Origin of the sequence: Mesorhizobium neociceri (assembly GCF_013520985.1) — a bacterium.
Lineage (GTDB): Bacteria > Pseudomonadota > Alphaproteobacteria > Rhizobiales > Rhizobiaceae > Mesorhizobium > Mesorhizobium neociceri.
Window position 1 is genome coordinate 74,909 of the sequence record NZ_JACDTY010000019.1, and the last position, 12,725, is coordinate 87,633.

General features: G+C 63.6%; 12 protein-coding genes. 2 read left to right on the plus strand and 10 right to left on the minus strand.

Annotated elements, in window-relative coordinates; all coding sequences use genetic code 11:
• Positions 1-75: 75 nt before the first annotated feature.
• Positions 76-1,242 carry an MFS transporter gene (locus H0241_RS28210; RefSeq protein ID WP_181061050.1) on the minus strand — a complete coding sequence of 389 codons (1,167 nt, stop codon included), beginning with the start codon at positions 1,240-1,242 and terminating at the stop codon, positions 76-78.
• Between the two features lie 76 nt (positions 1,243-1,318).
• A complete protein-coding gene (locus H0241_RS28215; RefSeq protein WP_181061051.1) occupies positions 1,319-1,549 on the minus strand; it encodes a DUF1127 domain-containing protein in 231 nt (76 codons plus the stop codon).
• Positions 1,550-1,672: 123 nt separating this feature from the next.
• Between H0241_RS28215 and H0241_RS28220 the strand changes: the two genes are divergently transcribed.
• On the plus strand, positions 1,673-3,190 hold the full coding sequence (locus H0241_RS28220; RefSeq protein ID WP_235984525.1) for a winged helix-turn-helix domain-containing tetratricopeptide repeat protein: 1,518 nt from the start codon (positions 1,673-1,675) through the stop codon (positions 3,188-3,190).
• A 22-nt stretch (positions 3,191-3,212) separates the two neighbouring features.
• On the opposite strand, the gene H0241_RS28225 is transcribed toward H0241_RS28220, so the two are convergent.
• From H0241_RS28225 to choX, 3 genes are all read right to left on the minus strand, one after another.
• Positions 3,213-4,118, minus strand: a complete 906-nt coding sequence (locus tag H0241_RS28225) for an AraC family transcriptional regulator (RefSeq protein ID WP_181061053.1) — start codon at positions 4,116-4,118, stop codon at positions 3,213-3,215.
• A gap of 82 nt (positions 4,119-4,200) precedes the next feature.
• The gene (locus tag H0241_RS28230; protein ID WP_181061054.1) at positions 4,201-5,238 is read right to left on the minus strand and encodes an alcohol dehydrogenase catalytic domain-containing protein; all 1,038 of its coding nucleotides are present in this window, start codon (positions 5,236-5,238) and stop codon (positions 4,201-4,203) included.
• Complete coding sequence (gene choX / locus H0241_RS28235; RefSeq protein ID WP_181061055.1) at positions 5,239-6,168, minus strand: choline ABC transporter substrate-binding protein; 930 nt, start codon at positions 6,166-6,168, stop codon at positions 5,239-5,241.
• A gap of 21 nt (positions 6,169-6,189) precedes the next feature.
• Here choX and betI point away from each other — a divergent pair, with 21 nt between their 5' ends.
• The gene (gene betI, locus H0241_RS28240) at positions 6,190-6,939 is read left to right on the plus strand and encodes a transcriptional regulator BetI (RefSeq protein WP_235984530.1); all 750 of its coding nucleotides are present in this window, start codon (positions 6,190-6,192) and stop codon (positions 6,937-6,939) included.
• A gap of 55 nt (positions 6,940-6,994) precedes the next feature.
• On the opposite strand, the gene H0241_RS28245 is transcribed toward betI, so the two are convergent.
• The 5 genes from H0241_RS28245 to H0241_RS28265 form a co-directional block, all read right to left on the minus strand.
• Complete coding sequence (locus tag H0241_RS28245; protein WP_181061057.1) at positions 6,995-7,753, minus strand: SDR family oxidoreductase; 759 nt, start codon at positions 7,751-7,753, stop codon at positions 6,995-6,997.
• 176 nt (positions 7,754-7,929) lie between these two features.
• Positions 7,930-9,030 carry an alcohol dehydrogenase family protein gene (locus H0241_RS28250; protein ID WP_181061058.1) on the minus strand — a complete coding sequence of 367 codons (1,101 nt, stop codon included), beginning with the start codon at positions 9,028-9,030 and terminating at the stop codon, positions 7,930-7,932.
• Positions 9,031-9,038: 8 nt separating this feature from the next.
• Positions 9,039-10,418: an aspartate aminotransferase family protein gene (locus H0241_RS28255; protein ID WP_181061059.1), complete on the minus strand. Its 1,380-nt coding sequence runs from the start codon at positions 10,416-10,418 to the stop codon at positions 9,039-9,041.
• Between the two features lie 174 nt (positions 10,419-10,592).
• Positions 10,593-12,086, minus strand: coding sequence for an NAD-dependent succinate-semialdehyde dehydrogenase (locus H0241_RS28260; RefSeq protein ID WP_181061060.1), 1,494 nt, complete (start codon positions 12,084-12,086; stop codon positions 10,593-10,595).
• Positions 12,087-12,215: 129 nt separating this feature from the next.
• On the minus strand, positions 12,216-12,707 hold the full coding sequence (locus H0241_RS28265; RefSeq protein WP_181061061.1) for an Lrp/AsnC family transcriptional regulator: 492 nt from the start codon (positions 12,705-12,707) through the stop codon (positions 12,216-12,218).
• Between the last annotated feature and the right edge of the window lie 18 nt (positions 12,708-12,725).

A 12,725-nucleotide genomic window follows, 5' to 3' on the forward strand; every position in this document is an offset into this window, starting at 1 on the left:
GGCCACGTCCGTAGATGCGTGCGCTAACGCCCATGGCGGTTCCTGGCGTGGAAGACGCCGCCAGGAACCGGCCTCTCAAACCCGCTTTCTCTCCACCATCAGAAACACCACCAGCACACAGCACAGCAGGCCAAGCGACGATGGCAGTCCCTGATGTCCGGTCAGCTGCATTGCCAGCCCGGCCACGGGTGAGCCGACGATGCCGCCTATGCCCCACACGAACCCGAAGGCGGCATTGCCGGCGATCAAGGCCTGGCCGGTGAAGCGCTCGCCGAGCTGGATCAGCGACAACGTGTAGATGCCGAACGAGACCCCGCCCCAGACGAAGAAAAGCGGCCAGATGAGCCAGGTGTCGAAGAGCAAGGGCAACAGCAGGCAACCGGCAAGGCAAGCCAGGACACAGAACAGCATCATCCGCTTCGAGCCAAACCGTTCGGCCGCGCGCCCGAGCACAATCTGCAGCACGGCATTGCCTGCGATGAAACAGGTGATCAGCGACGCGATGCGCTGCTCGGCGCTGCTGAGCGCGGCGCCATAGACCGCGAACAGGGACAGCAGAACCTGTTCGAAGGCTGCAGCAGTGAAAACCGCAAACAAAAGCAGCGGCGCCAGCGCGAAGAAGCCGCCGACCGATACCGCTTCGCCCTCATGCGGCATGTCGGGCAGGCGCGGCGCGACGGCGAGCACGATCAGGCCGCAGACGAGGAAGGCCGCGCTGCCGATGATGAAAGGCGGCCACCCTTGCGTGCCGACCAGGCTAAGCGACAGTGGGCCGAGGCCGAAGCCTGCCGAAACGATCGAGGAGTAGAGGCCCATGATGCGGCCCCGGCGCGTGGCGGGCGTGATCGAGACCAGCCAGGTTTCACTGATCACATAGAGCGGATTGGCAAAGAAGCCGAGCAGGAAGCGCAGCGGCATCCAGGCCCAGACGTCCTGCGTCCAGGCAATCGCGATCAGGGCGGCTGCCGCCAGGATCGAACACAGGACCGCGAAGCGCGCCGCACCCACGCGCCGGACAAGCGCCGGCGTGAAGAGCGACGAGACAATGAAACCCAGCGGCGTCATCGCCGCCGAGAAGCCGATCAAGCCCGGTGTCGTCCCCTGCCGTTCGAGGATGAAGCTGAGCAGCGGATAGGTCAGCCCCTGCGCCACGGCGAACACCGTGACGGTCGCGATGATGGCGGCCATCGCGGCCCACGGGATGCGGTTCTCTCGCGGTGACGTCGCGTCTTCGGCGCTCATGCAGCCTTCGAAGCAGGATCGGCAAATTCAGGCAAGTGTAAATGCCGGCGGGGCGTCGTGGCGCCCGGCATTCGGCTTACACCTGCCAGAAGCGTTTTACGATCTCTGCCTCGACCTGGCGTCCGGTCAGGCCGATATCATCGATCAGATGCGGATTGGCCTCCGCCATCTGCTTCAGGTCCCAGCGAAAGCGTATCCGCTCGCGCCAGGCGGCAATCATGCCTCGCGGGCTCGGCAGGCTCCGGCGAGATGACGCCACGGGTTTTTCCGGCCAGGCTGCCGGAGCAGAAGCAAGAGTATCGTTCATGGCAACCTCCATTCGGTTTGAGGGGGCAAGAACCCTCGGTAGGAGGCTGAACTCTGCAGCATGCGGACGGCGCCGTAATTAAGCCTTCCCAAATAGTTCTCAAAACTTCCAAACCGGTTATAGATGCGCGCTATGCAGGGATCGCGCTTTGCCTTTGGTCCGTTCGTGCTTGATCCCGGTGCGGGAACGCTCCTTCGGGACGATGTTCCCGTCGCCGCCGGCCACCGCGGACTGCAGCTGCTGGCAGCGCTCGTTGCCCGGCCCGGCGAGATCCTGGCCAAGGCCGAGTTGATGGACGCGGCATGGCCAGGCACCGCAGTCGAGGAAGGCAATCTCACGGTGCAGATCGCGCAATTGCGCAAGTTGTTGGGTCCGGCCGCGAACGGCGGTGAATGGATATCGACGGTTCCGCGCGTCGGCTATCGTTTCACCGGCGCCATCGAAGAGCTCGGTGATGCGAAGCGACAGGCTTTGCCGCTGCCCGCCAAGCCGTCGATAGCCGTGCTGCCCTTCGCCAATTTCAGCAACGACCCCGAGCAGGAAGCCTTCGCCGACGGGTTGACCGAAGACCTGATCACCGACCTGTCCCGGATCGGCGGCCTGTTCGTCATCGCGCGCAACTCGACCTTTGCCTACAAGGGCAAGGCGGTGGATGTTCGCGCGATCGCCAGGGAACTTGGCGTGCGTTATCTGCTGGAGGGCAGCGCCAGACGTGCCGCCGGGCGCGTCCGCATCAACGCGCAGCTGGTCGACGCGCTGAGCGGCGAGCATTTGTGGGCGGACCGCTTCGATCGCGGCCTGGAAGATATCTTTGCCGTCCAGGACGAGGTGACGGCCAAGATCGTCGAGGCGCTGCTCGGCCGGCTGCGAGCGCCGCTGCCGCGCAACCGACCCCAGAATCTCGAGGCTTATGATCTCTGCGTGCGGGCGCGCAAGCTGATCGAAGGTTCGCCGCAGACGGCGCGGGAAGCGCATCTGATGCTTACGCGCGCGGTTGCGCTCGATCCGCAATACGCCGAGGCGCATCGCTGGCTTGCCATGAACCACTGGATGGGATGGGTGCATTGGGGCGAGCCCATCGAACCCAACCGTGGCGTTGCCTTGCAACTGGCGCACAAGGCCGTGGCGATCGACCCCAACGATGCCGGCTGCCACTGGGTGCTTGCCAACCTGCTTGCCTATGAGCGCAGCTTCATCGAGGCGGATGCCGAATTCGCCAAGACGTTCGAGCTCGACCCGAACGAGGCCGACGCTTGGGCGACATTGTCGGACATTACGGTCCTGGCCGGACGAGTAGAGGACGGCCTTGAGCACATTCGCAAGGCGTTCCGGCTGAACCCGTTTCCGCCAAGTTGGTACTATCTGATGCTCGGCCAGGCGCAATATGCGGCACGCGAGTACGAAGCCGCTGTCGAGACACTGCGCAGGGAAGAGACTTATCGGACAAGCTCACGCCGTTTCCTGGCGGCAGGCCTTGCCCAGCTCGGCCGGCTCGACGAGGCACGAGCGGAAGTCGAAATGTTCCTCGTCGCCAATCCGCATTTCACAACCCGCCACTGGGTCGAGACCGAGCCATTCCGCGACACTGCCACGCTCGAACATTTCGTCGATGGCTTCCGCAAGGCCGGCCTGCCGGAGTGATGGACCGGCGGCGACCTGTCGCCTACCGCGCCGTCGCCTTTGCGTAGCGGCCGGGCGGCTGGCCGACATGGCGGCTGAAGGCGGTGCTGAAGGTGCTGGCTGAGCCGTAGCCGACGCGCTCGGCGACATCGGCGATGTCGATCTCCTGCCGACGCAGCATGTCTTTGGCGAGCGCCATGCGCCAGGCCAGAAGATATTCCATCGGCGGCACGCCGACATAGCGGCTGAAGCGGCCGAAAAATGCCGACCGGGAGAGCGCCGCCTCCCTTGCGAGCTCCGCCATCGTCCAGGGACGAGCCGGATCGGCATGCATCTGCCGGATGGCTTCGGCCAGCCGGACATCCCCCAGGCCGCGCGGCAGTCCGGCGGGTGCATCCGGCGTCTGCGTCAGCCGCAAGGATTCGACCAACAGGATCTCGATCAGCCGGGTCAGCACCAGCTCGCGTCCCGACTGGCGTCGGGCGGCCTCCTCGATCAACAGTTTCACCAGGATCGACAGGCGTTCGACGCCGCGGACATGGACCTGATCCGGCAGCAGCGAAACCAGTAGTCCGGAATCCTCGCTGTCGAAGATGAAGTAGCCGCCGAGGATACGCACGCTTGGCGGACCATCCTGGTCGCCATGGCGAACTTCGCCATCCGCCGTCAAGGCCGCGACATGCGGATCGATGACTTCTGGAATGACGGGCTCAAACCCAGTCATGGTGAAACCCGGTGTCTTCGGCAGCAGGATGAAATCGCCGGCCTCCAGCGTGAGCGGCTGCTGACCGTCGACGGCCAACCGGCACGCGCCCTCGATCACGATGGCGAAGCTCGGATGGCCAAAATCACCATAGCGAACGCCCCAGCGGCCGGCGCCGCTAATGCCCTTGGTGAACACGCCCCGGGGCCGGAGCAGTTCAATGATTTCGGAGAGCGGGTCGACCATTGAATGGACTTTTCCAAACAAATGACAAGAGGTCAATTGCCGATAGTCCTTGCGCCAAGGTACTCGCCGCAGCGCTCCGGTATCAGCGCCGGTTGTCGACACCAAAGACGATCGCTTGCCGCCCCTCGGCGCTTCCCGCTTTCAGCCGCTCCAATGCGCTGGTTGCCTCGGCGAGCGTGACGCGCTGAACCTGGGCCTCGAAGGGTCGCGCCTCATGCAACTGGATCAGTTCGCGCATCTGCGCGCGTGTGCCGACGCTGGTCCCGGTTATCCAGACACCACTTGCGGTCAGCCATTCCTGGCTGAGCGGCACCGGCTGCGAGACCATCGCCGCCGCGATGATCCGGCCGCGCGGACGAATTGCCGCGACCATCGCATCCCAGCTTGCTGGCGTCGGCGCAAAATTGATGCAGACATGCGCACGCAAATTTGCCGGCCAGTTGTTGGCCAGCCCGGGCGAGGCAAGCAAAGTGTGCTCGGCGCCGAGGGAAGCTGCAACGCGAAGCTTGGCTGCATCCGTATCGATAGCGACGACCACAGCGCCAAGGCGTTGAGCTATCTGGATCGCATAGAGGCCGAGCCCACCACAACCGAAGATGGCGCAGATCTCTCCAGCTTTTATCCCTGCCCTTTGCACCGCGCCGAAAGCGGTCAGGCCAGCGCACATCAGCGGCGCCAGCTCAGCTGCATCGCCTTCCTCCGGCAGCCGCGCGGCAAAGCGTGCATCGGCAACGACATATTCGGCAAAGGTGCCTGCAACATTGAAGCCATGCGCGCGCTGGTGCTGGCAGAAAGACTCCATTTCGGCGTGGCACTCGTCGCAGTCGCCGCATGTGTCGTGCAGCCAGGCGACGCCCGCACGCTCGCCCAGCCGCCAATTCGTGACGCCGGCGCCGAGCTGTACCACCCTGCCGACGCCCTCGTGGCCGAGGATAGAAGTCGACTGCCCCGATGCCGGCCGCACGTGGCCTTGCCAGACATGCACATCGGTATGGCATATGCCGCTGGCTTCCAGGCGAACCAGTATTTCTCCTGGACCCGGCTCCGGCCGGGGCACAGCCATGATGCGCAGCGGCTGACCCGCGCTCTCCAGCACGGCCGCGAGCATGCTCTCACTCATCTAGAGACCCAGCGCGCTTTTCACGACCGGCAGGCCTGGCTGACCGTCAAGGGTCGAGACGCCGTCCAGCCATTTCGCCAGCTTGTCGGGATTGCGCTTGATCATCTCGCGGGCGGCTTCGTCGGCGGACTTTCCCTCCCCCAGGATCATGCGCATGCCGTAATTTTCATAGGTAAGATCGAAGGCCAGGTTGGCGAACAGCTTGGCCGCGTTGGGGCATTCCGTCGAAAAGCCCTTGCGGGCGATGGTGCGGACCGTAGCGCCACCGAAATTCGGCCCGAACTCGATGTCCCCGCCCGACAAATAGGTGATCTTGTAGTCGAGGTTCATGGGATGCGGCTCCCAGCCGAGGAACACAACCCAGCCCTTGTCCGCCACCGAGTTTGCGACCTGCGTCAGCATTGCCGCCTCGCTGGACTCGATAATCTGCCAGTCGCCGAGCCCATGGCGGTTGGCCGCCACCATGTCGACCAGCGGCTTGTTCGAGCCCGCCTCGATGCCATAGATCTTGCTGCCGAACTTGTCGGCGTGGGCGGCGAGGTCATCGAAGCTCTTGATCCCTTGGTCCGCAACATATTGCGGGACGGCGAGCGTGTATTTGGCGCCCTCAAGATTGATGCCCAACACTTCGACCGATCCCTCGTCGAAATAGGATTTGTATTCCTCGTCCTGGACCGGCCGCCAGTTGCCGAGGAACACATCCATGTCGTTCTCCTTCAGCGCCGAATAGGCGACGCCGAGGCCGAGCAAGGTCTGCGAGGCGTCGTAGCCCAGGGCGTCGAGGATGACCTCGGCGGTGGTGTTGGTCAGCGCAATGTCGGTCCAGCCAAGGTCCGCCATGCGGACCTTCTGGCACTGTGCCGCGTCGGCGGCCATGGCGGGTGAAGCGATCAACCCCGAAAGCAAGGCAAAGATGACTGTCGTGCGCATTCTTGGTTCCCCATTTTCTTGATGAGACGACTGCCAGCCAACGCTATTGCGTTTTCGCTGTATGTCAATATAGAATCTTGTATGAGCGTACAAAAATCTTATTTGCTAGAAAGGGAAATGGCGACTCAGGGCAAGCGAACCAGAATCGAGGACATACGGCGCGTCGAGCTGATCGCGGCCGCGCATCGCGTATTCCTTGAGCATGGGCTGCAAGGCATGACCTCGGCCCGCATATGCCGCGAGGCCGGCATGTCTCCGGGCATTCTCGCGTACTATTTCAAGGGCAAGGACGAAGTCCTGTTCGGCATGGTGCGCTACAACAACCGCCTGCTGATGGAAGATGTCATCGCGCGGCTCGTTGCGGCGCAGACCAATTGGGCGCGGCTGGAAGCGGTCGTCGAGGGCAACTTTCCCGCACAGGCTTTCACCCGCCCCATCGCCAGCGCTTGGATATCCGTCTGCGCCGAAGCCGGCGTAAACGAGCAATATGCCCGGCTCCAACGCCTGTTCCACCGGCGGCTGCGCTCCAACCTGGCTTCGGTGTTTGGCGGCATGTTCGATGCGGCGCGCCTGCACGAGGCGAGCCTGATCATCGCTGCCCTGCTCGACGGACTTTGGCTGCGCAAGGCGGTTGCCGACGATATCGGACGCGACGAGGCCATCATCCTGGTGTTCACCGGGATTCGCTCCTTGGTGAGCGACAGGGAAGAGAAGCTTCTGCGTTCAGGCCGAGAACCCAAGCGAGCGGCTGCCCGGCGAAGGTGGCAATGAGCCCCTGCCGCACCTGGCGACAATGTTCGCCGGCGCGGCAGACATGGCGGCGGAACTAGGCAGCCACAGCATGGCGCGCCTGGCTCAATGCAACCGCGTCGGGTCCTGCGGGGAAACTGATCGTCGCGGTGTCATCATGCGCGGCCTTCCAGACCATTTCGGCGACGTCTTCGGGCACGGTGTGCGCCGTCGGCCGAGTCATCTCCGCGAAGATCTCGCTGGCATAGCCGGCATAGGCTTCAGGGATGAAGCGCTCGATGTAGGATGCTGCGTCGCGCGAGAAAGCGGTCGTCGGCCCGTAGCCCGGCTGGACCATCTTCACACGGATGCCGAAATGATTGAGCTCGTTGGCAAGCGAGGCGGTGAAGCCGTCAATCGCCGTCTTGCTGGCGGTGTAGATGGCAACCAGCGGCATCGGCGCCAGCACGGCGCTGGAGGTGACATTGATGAGCGTGCCTGAACGGCGGGCGCGGAACTGCGGGATCACCGCCTGGGTCATGGCCATGACACCGAATGTGTTGGTTTCGAAAATCTGGCGCGCCGTGTCGATCGACGTCGCCTCGAAAGCACCGAACATGCCGATGCCGGCATTGTTGACCAGCACGTCGATCGGGCCGGCCGCTCCGACCGCGGCCTTAATGCTGTCGGCATTGGTGACGTCGAGCGGCACGATATGGATGCGGTCGGATTTGGGCAGGACATCCTCACGCGGGGTGCGCATGGCGGCGACGACATTCCAGCCCTTGGCGTGGAAAAGCCTTGCGGTTTCGAGGCCGTAGCCCGACGAGGTTCCAGTGATGAAAGCGGTCTTCATGGCGATCTCCTTGGTTGCGGATGATGCCAGGATACTTCGCCGAAGTCGGACTATATATAATCCGAAGTCCGTAACTAATTTGCATAAGTCCAAACCGCGCGATTGGGCAGGCGAGATCTACAAACCCCGACCGTTCGCAGTGATTTTCTTGGCCGAACGAAAGCGGTCCTGCCAGGTCAGCCATCGATCCACATGGCGTCCGGCACGACCACCAGCTTGCCAACGAAATCCTTGGCGATGAAATCGGCCTGCGCCTTGTGGAAATCGGACAGTTTGTAGACACCGCCCACCAGCGGCCGGATTTTCTTGGCCTCGATGTATCCAACAATGCGGCGGAAATCGGCGCGCGTGCCCTGGCTGGAGCCGTGCAGTTGCAGCTGCTTCAGATACATGGTCCGGAGATCGAGCTGCACGACCGGTCCGGCGATCGCGCCGGCGGTGCTGTAGCGGCCTTCGGGTCGCAGAATGCGCAGCAGGTCGTTGAAGATCGCGCCGCCGACGAGGTCTGCGACCACGTCGATCGGCTGGCCGCCAGTCGCTTCATTCACGGCTTGCGGCAGATCGGCGACGCCGCGGGTGATGACAGCCTCGGCGCCGATGTCGCGCACCGTCTGCTCCTTGCCCTTGCCGACGATGGCGTAGGGAATGGCGCCGCGCGCCCGCGCCAATTGCACGATGCCGGAGCCGACACCGCCGGAGGCACCGGTGACCAGCACGCGCTCGCCGGCTTTGAGTGCGGCGCGCTCCAGCATCTGCTCGCCGGTAAGGTACGCACAGCAGAAGGTGGCGAGTTCGACATCGCTCATCTCGGTATCGACGACATGCGCATTCTCGGCCGGCACCGTCTGGTACTCGGCGTAACCGCCGTCGCGGCCATGGCCCATATAGTCGATGTCGGCGAGCGAATCGTCATCGCGGTTGTAGATCGAAAAATCGACCATCACCCGCTCACCGATGCGGTCCGGCGAAACGCCTTCGCTTACGGCAGCGATGGTGCCGACCGTGTCGGTGCCCTGGATGCGCGGGAAGGTAAGCGTGTTGCCTTGCCGGCGCCAGGTCGACACGGCGGCGGCGTCCTCCTCCGTGCCATAGGCGCCCTGGCGCACCCAGACATCGGTGTTGTTCATGCCGCAAGCACTGACCTTGACCAGCACTTCGCCCGGGCCGGGCGTAGGCACTTTCACATCGGTGCGATAGACGAGTTTCTCCGGTCCGCCGTGCCCTGTCAGCAGCACGGCAGCCATGGTGGCGGGAACGGTTTTGATCATGGCATTCATAATCGATTTCAGAGATTGGCGAACACGCTGTTGACGGCATCCGCCGTCTTCGAGACGACGATGTCGGCTTCCTCACGCGTGAGGCAAAGCGGCGGCGCGAAGCCGAGAATGTCGCCCTGCGGCATGGCGCGGCCGATGACACCGCTGGCGGCAAGGGCCGTCGCCACTTGCGGACCGATCTTCTGCGAAGCGTCGAAGAACACGCGGTCGTCCTTGTCGGCGACGAACTCGACTGCCGCCAGCATGCCGTCGCCGCGCACATCGCCGACATGCTTGTGACCACCGACCGCCTTGGCGAGTTCCGCGCGGAAATAGGCGCCGGTCTCGCGGGCATTTGTCACCAGGTCCATCTCGTCGATCAGTTCGAGATTGGCGACACCGGCGGCAACGCAGATCGGATGCGCCGCATAGGTCCAGCCATGGCCGAGCGAGCCGAGCTTGTCGGAACCCTGCACCAGCACTTGCCACATCTTGTCGGCAACGATGACGCCCGACAGCGGCGCATAGGCCGAGGTCAGGCCCTTGGCGATGGTGATCAGGTCCGGCTTGATGCCGTAATGGTCGGAGCCGAACATGGTGCCGAGACGGCCGAAGCCCGTCACCACCTCGTCGGCGACCAGCAGCACGTCATACTTCTTCAGCACGGCCTGGATCTTTTCCCAGTAGCCGGTCGGTGGCGGCACGATGCCGCCGGTGCCGAGGATCGGCTCGCCGATGAAGGCGGCGACTGTTTCGGGGCCTTCCGCCAGGATCATCTCTTCCAGCTTGTCGGCGCAATGTTGCGAGAACTGCTCCTCGCTCATCGATCGGTCGGCGCGGCGGAAATAGTAAGGCGCCTCGGTGTGCAGGATCGGCGCGCGCGGCAGGTCGAAGGCGTTGTGGAACAGGTCGAGCCCGGTGAGCGATCCCGTCATCACGCCCGAGCCATGATAGCCGCGCCAGCGCGAGATGATCTTCTTCTTTTCCGGCCGGCCCAACACGTTGTTGTAGTACCAGATCAGCTTGATGTTGGTTTCGTTGGCGTCCGAACCGGAGAGGCCGAAATAAACCCTCGACATGCCTTTCGGCGCGCGGTCTATGATCATCTTGGAAAGCGTGATCGAGGCCTCTGTGCCGTGGCCGACATAGGCGTGGTAATAGGCGAGGTTCTTCGCCTGGGTGGCGATGGCGTCGGCGATCTTCTGGCGGCCATAGCCGACATTGACACAATAGAGCCCGGCAAAGGCGTCGATGCTCTTCTTGCCATTGTTGTCCCAGACGGTGACGCCTTCGCCGCCGGCCATGATGCGCGTCGGGCTCTCGCCCCGCGCATGCGTGCCCATATGGGTCGAGGGATGGAAGAAATGGTCGCGATCCCAGGCGTTGAGTTCGTTGGACTGGTCGAGCATTTTTGGACTCCTTGAGGAAAGCGAACGCGACTTAAGATGTGTTGAGATTCAGGTCAGGCCGAGCCGAAAATGTCAGGTTTCGAGAACCGGAGCGGAGCGTACTCAAGTACGTGAGCACCGGAAGCGCAGAAGCCTGGCATTTGCAGGCCGGCATCACCTGAATATCGACACATCTTAGGCCACGTCCAGGCAGAGATATTTGAGATCGGTGAAGGCTTCGAGGCCGTGGCGCGAGCCTTCGCGACCGATGCCGGACTGCTTGACGCCACCGAACGGGATCGGCGCGCCGGTGATCTTGACGCGGTTGATGGCCACCATACCGTAGTCGAGCGCGCGGCCCATGCGCTGCTGACGGCCGCCGTGCTCGGTGACGACATAGGCGACCAGACCATATTCGGTGGCGTTGGCGCGGGCGATCACTTCGTCCTCGCTGTCGAAAGGCGTGACGGCGACCACCGGCCCAAAAGTCTCTTCGCGCATGATCAACGCTTCGTCGCTGACATCGGCCAGCAGCGTCGGCTGGTAGAACAGCGGTCCGGCCTGATGCCGCTTGCCGCCGGCGAGGCAGCGCGCGCCATGAGCGATGGCATCGGTGACCTGTTCCTCGACCTTGGTGACGGCGCGCTCATGCATCAGCGGCCCGATGTCGGTCTTGTCGGCAAGACCGTTGCCGGTCCGCAGCGCCTCGATGCGCCTTGCGAAGGCGGCGCAGAAGCGATCGTAGATCGGGCGCTGGACATAGATGCGGTTGGCTGCGAGGCAATCCTGTCCTGACGTGGCGAACTTGGCGTCGATGGCAATGCCCACCGACTTGTCGAGATCGGCATCGGCGAAGACGATCAGCGGCGCATGGCCGCCAAGCTCCATCACAAGCCGCTTCATCGTCGGCGCGCTCTGCGCGGCTATCAACCGACCGATCTCGGTCGAGCCGGTGAAGCTCATGGCGCGAACCCGCGCATCCTCGCACATCCGGCCGACAATCGTCGCGGCCTTGCCGGTGACGATGTTGAAGACACCGGCAGGCAGGCCGGCGCGCTCGCCGAGTTCGGCCAGCGCCAGCGCCGACAGCGGCGTCTCCGAAGAGGGATGTGCGACGATGGTGCAGCCGGCGGCAAGGGCTGCGGCCGCCTTGCGGGTCAGCATCGCCGACGGGAAATTCCACGGCGTCACTACACCGACGACACCGAGCGGTTCGCGCCGCACCATCATTTCGGCATTCGGCAGATGGCTGGTGACGCTCTCGGCGTTCAGGCGCTTTGCTTCTTCGGCATACCATTCGACAAAGGACGCAGCATAGTCGATCTCGCCGAGTGACTCCTGCAGCGGCTTCCCCTGCTCCAGCGTCATCAGCAGGGCCAGATCATCCTTGGCCGCAATGATCAGCTCGAACCATTTTCTTAAGATTTTTGAGCGCTCCTGCGGCAACAGCGAACGCCATGCCGGGAAGGCGCGCGCGGCGGCATCGATTGCTTTCGTCGTTTGCCGGGCATCGAGTGCAGCGACGAAAGCAACTGTGCTGCCGGTCGCCGGATCGGTGACCTCGAAGCTTTCGGCGGCCTCACTCGCCGTCCAGTGGCCGCCGACATAGGCAAGCTCGCGCAGCAGCCGGCGATCGGTGAGACGGTCGAGCGCTTCATGGCGATGTGAGCGGGCGAAATGCGCGGACATGGTCGAGGCCTCCCGGTTCGGACGATGCGGGAAGACTATCTGGCGTCAGCAGACAGAGAGGCTGTTTGCACGCCTTGAAGGAGAGAGACTCTCTCTATTGCGTGGGCCCAACAGACAATCTCTCTGGGCCTACGACGGCATCGGCAGCAACTCGGCTATCGGAAGTACAATCTCCTCCTTCACCGTCTTGGTGACGATGTAGGTGAAGTAGCGGTCGATGCCGATCTCGCGCTCGAGCAAGCCGTCGACCAGCCGCTGATAGGCGTCGATGTCGCGCGCCATCACCTTCAAGACATAGTCGACGCCGCCACCGACCGACCAGCAAGCGACGATTTCGGGGATGTCGCGGATGACCCGCTCGAAGCGGTCGAAATCGGCCTGGCGGTGGCTGGCCAGCGTCACCTCCATCAGCACGGTGGCGACCGGCGCCACGACGCGCATGGCGATCCTGGCGTGATAGCCCGAGACGATGCCGGCCTTCTCCAACTTGCGCAGCCGCATCCAGCACGGCGTCGGCGACAGGCCGACCTGTTCGGCCAGCGCCAGCTTGGTGATGCGCCCGTCGCGCTGGATGGCGTCAAGGATTTTCAGGTCGATCGCGTCGAGTTTCGCTGATGTCATCGGCGTCCACTTTTTGTC

Bases quoted from the DNA above. Each gene is read 5' to 3' on its own strand.
- choX (WP_181061055.1), bottom strand. From the start codon at position 6,168: ATGCGCACGACAGTCATCTTTGCCTTGCTTTCGGGGTTGATCGCTTCA.
- H0241_RS28230 (WP_181061054.1), bottom strand. From the start codon at position 5,238: ATGAGTGAGAGCATGCTCGCGGCCGTGCTGGAGAGCGCGGGTCAGCCG.
- H0241_RS28220 (WP_235984525.1), top strand. From the start codon at position 1,673: ATGCGCGCTATGCAGGGATCGCGCTTTGCCTTTGGTCCGTTCGTGCTT.
- H0241_RS28265 (WP_181061061.1), bottom strand. From the start codon at position 12,707: ATGACATCAGCGAAACTCGACGCGATCGACCTGAAAATCCTTGACGCC.
- H0241_RS28225 (WP_181061053.1), bottom strand. From the start codon at position 4,118: ATGGTCGACCCGCTCTCCGAAATCATTGAACTGCTCCGGCCCCGGGGC.
- H0241_RS28215 (WP_181061051.1), bottom strand. From the start codon at position 1,549: ATGAACGATACTCTTGCTTCTGCTCCGGCAGCCTGGCCGGAAAAACCC.
- H0241_RS28250 (WP_181061058.1), bottom strand. From the start codon at position 9,030: ATGAATGCCATGATCAAAACCGTTCCCGCCACCATGGCTGCCGTGCTG.
- H0241_RS28210 (WP_181061050.1), bottom strand. From the start codon at position 1,242: ATGAGCGCCGAAGACGCGACGTCACCGCGAGAGAACCGCATCCCGTGG.
- H0241_RS28260 (WP_181061060.1), bottom strand. From the start codon at position 12,086: ATGTCCGCGCATTTCGCCCGCTCACATCGCCATGAAGCGCTCGACCGT.
- betI (WP_235984530.1), top strand. From the start codon at position 6,190: ATGAGACGACTGCCAGCCAACGCTATTGCGTTTTCGCTGTATGTCAAT.
- H0241_RS28255 (WP_181061059.1), bottom strand. From the start codon at position 10,418: ATGCTCGACCAGTCCAACGAACTCAACGCCTGGGATCGCGACCATTTC.
- H0241_RS28245 (WP_181061057.1), bottom strand. From the start codon at position 7,753: ATGAAGACCGCTTTCATCACTGGAACCTCGTCGGGCTACGGCCTCGAA.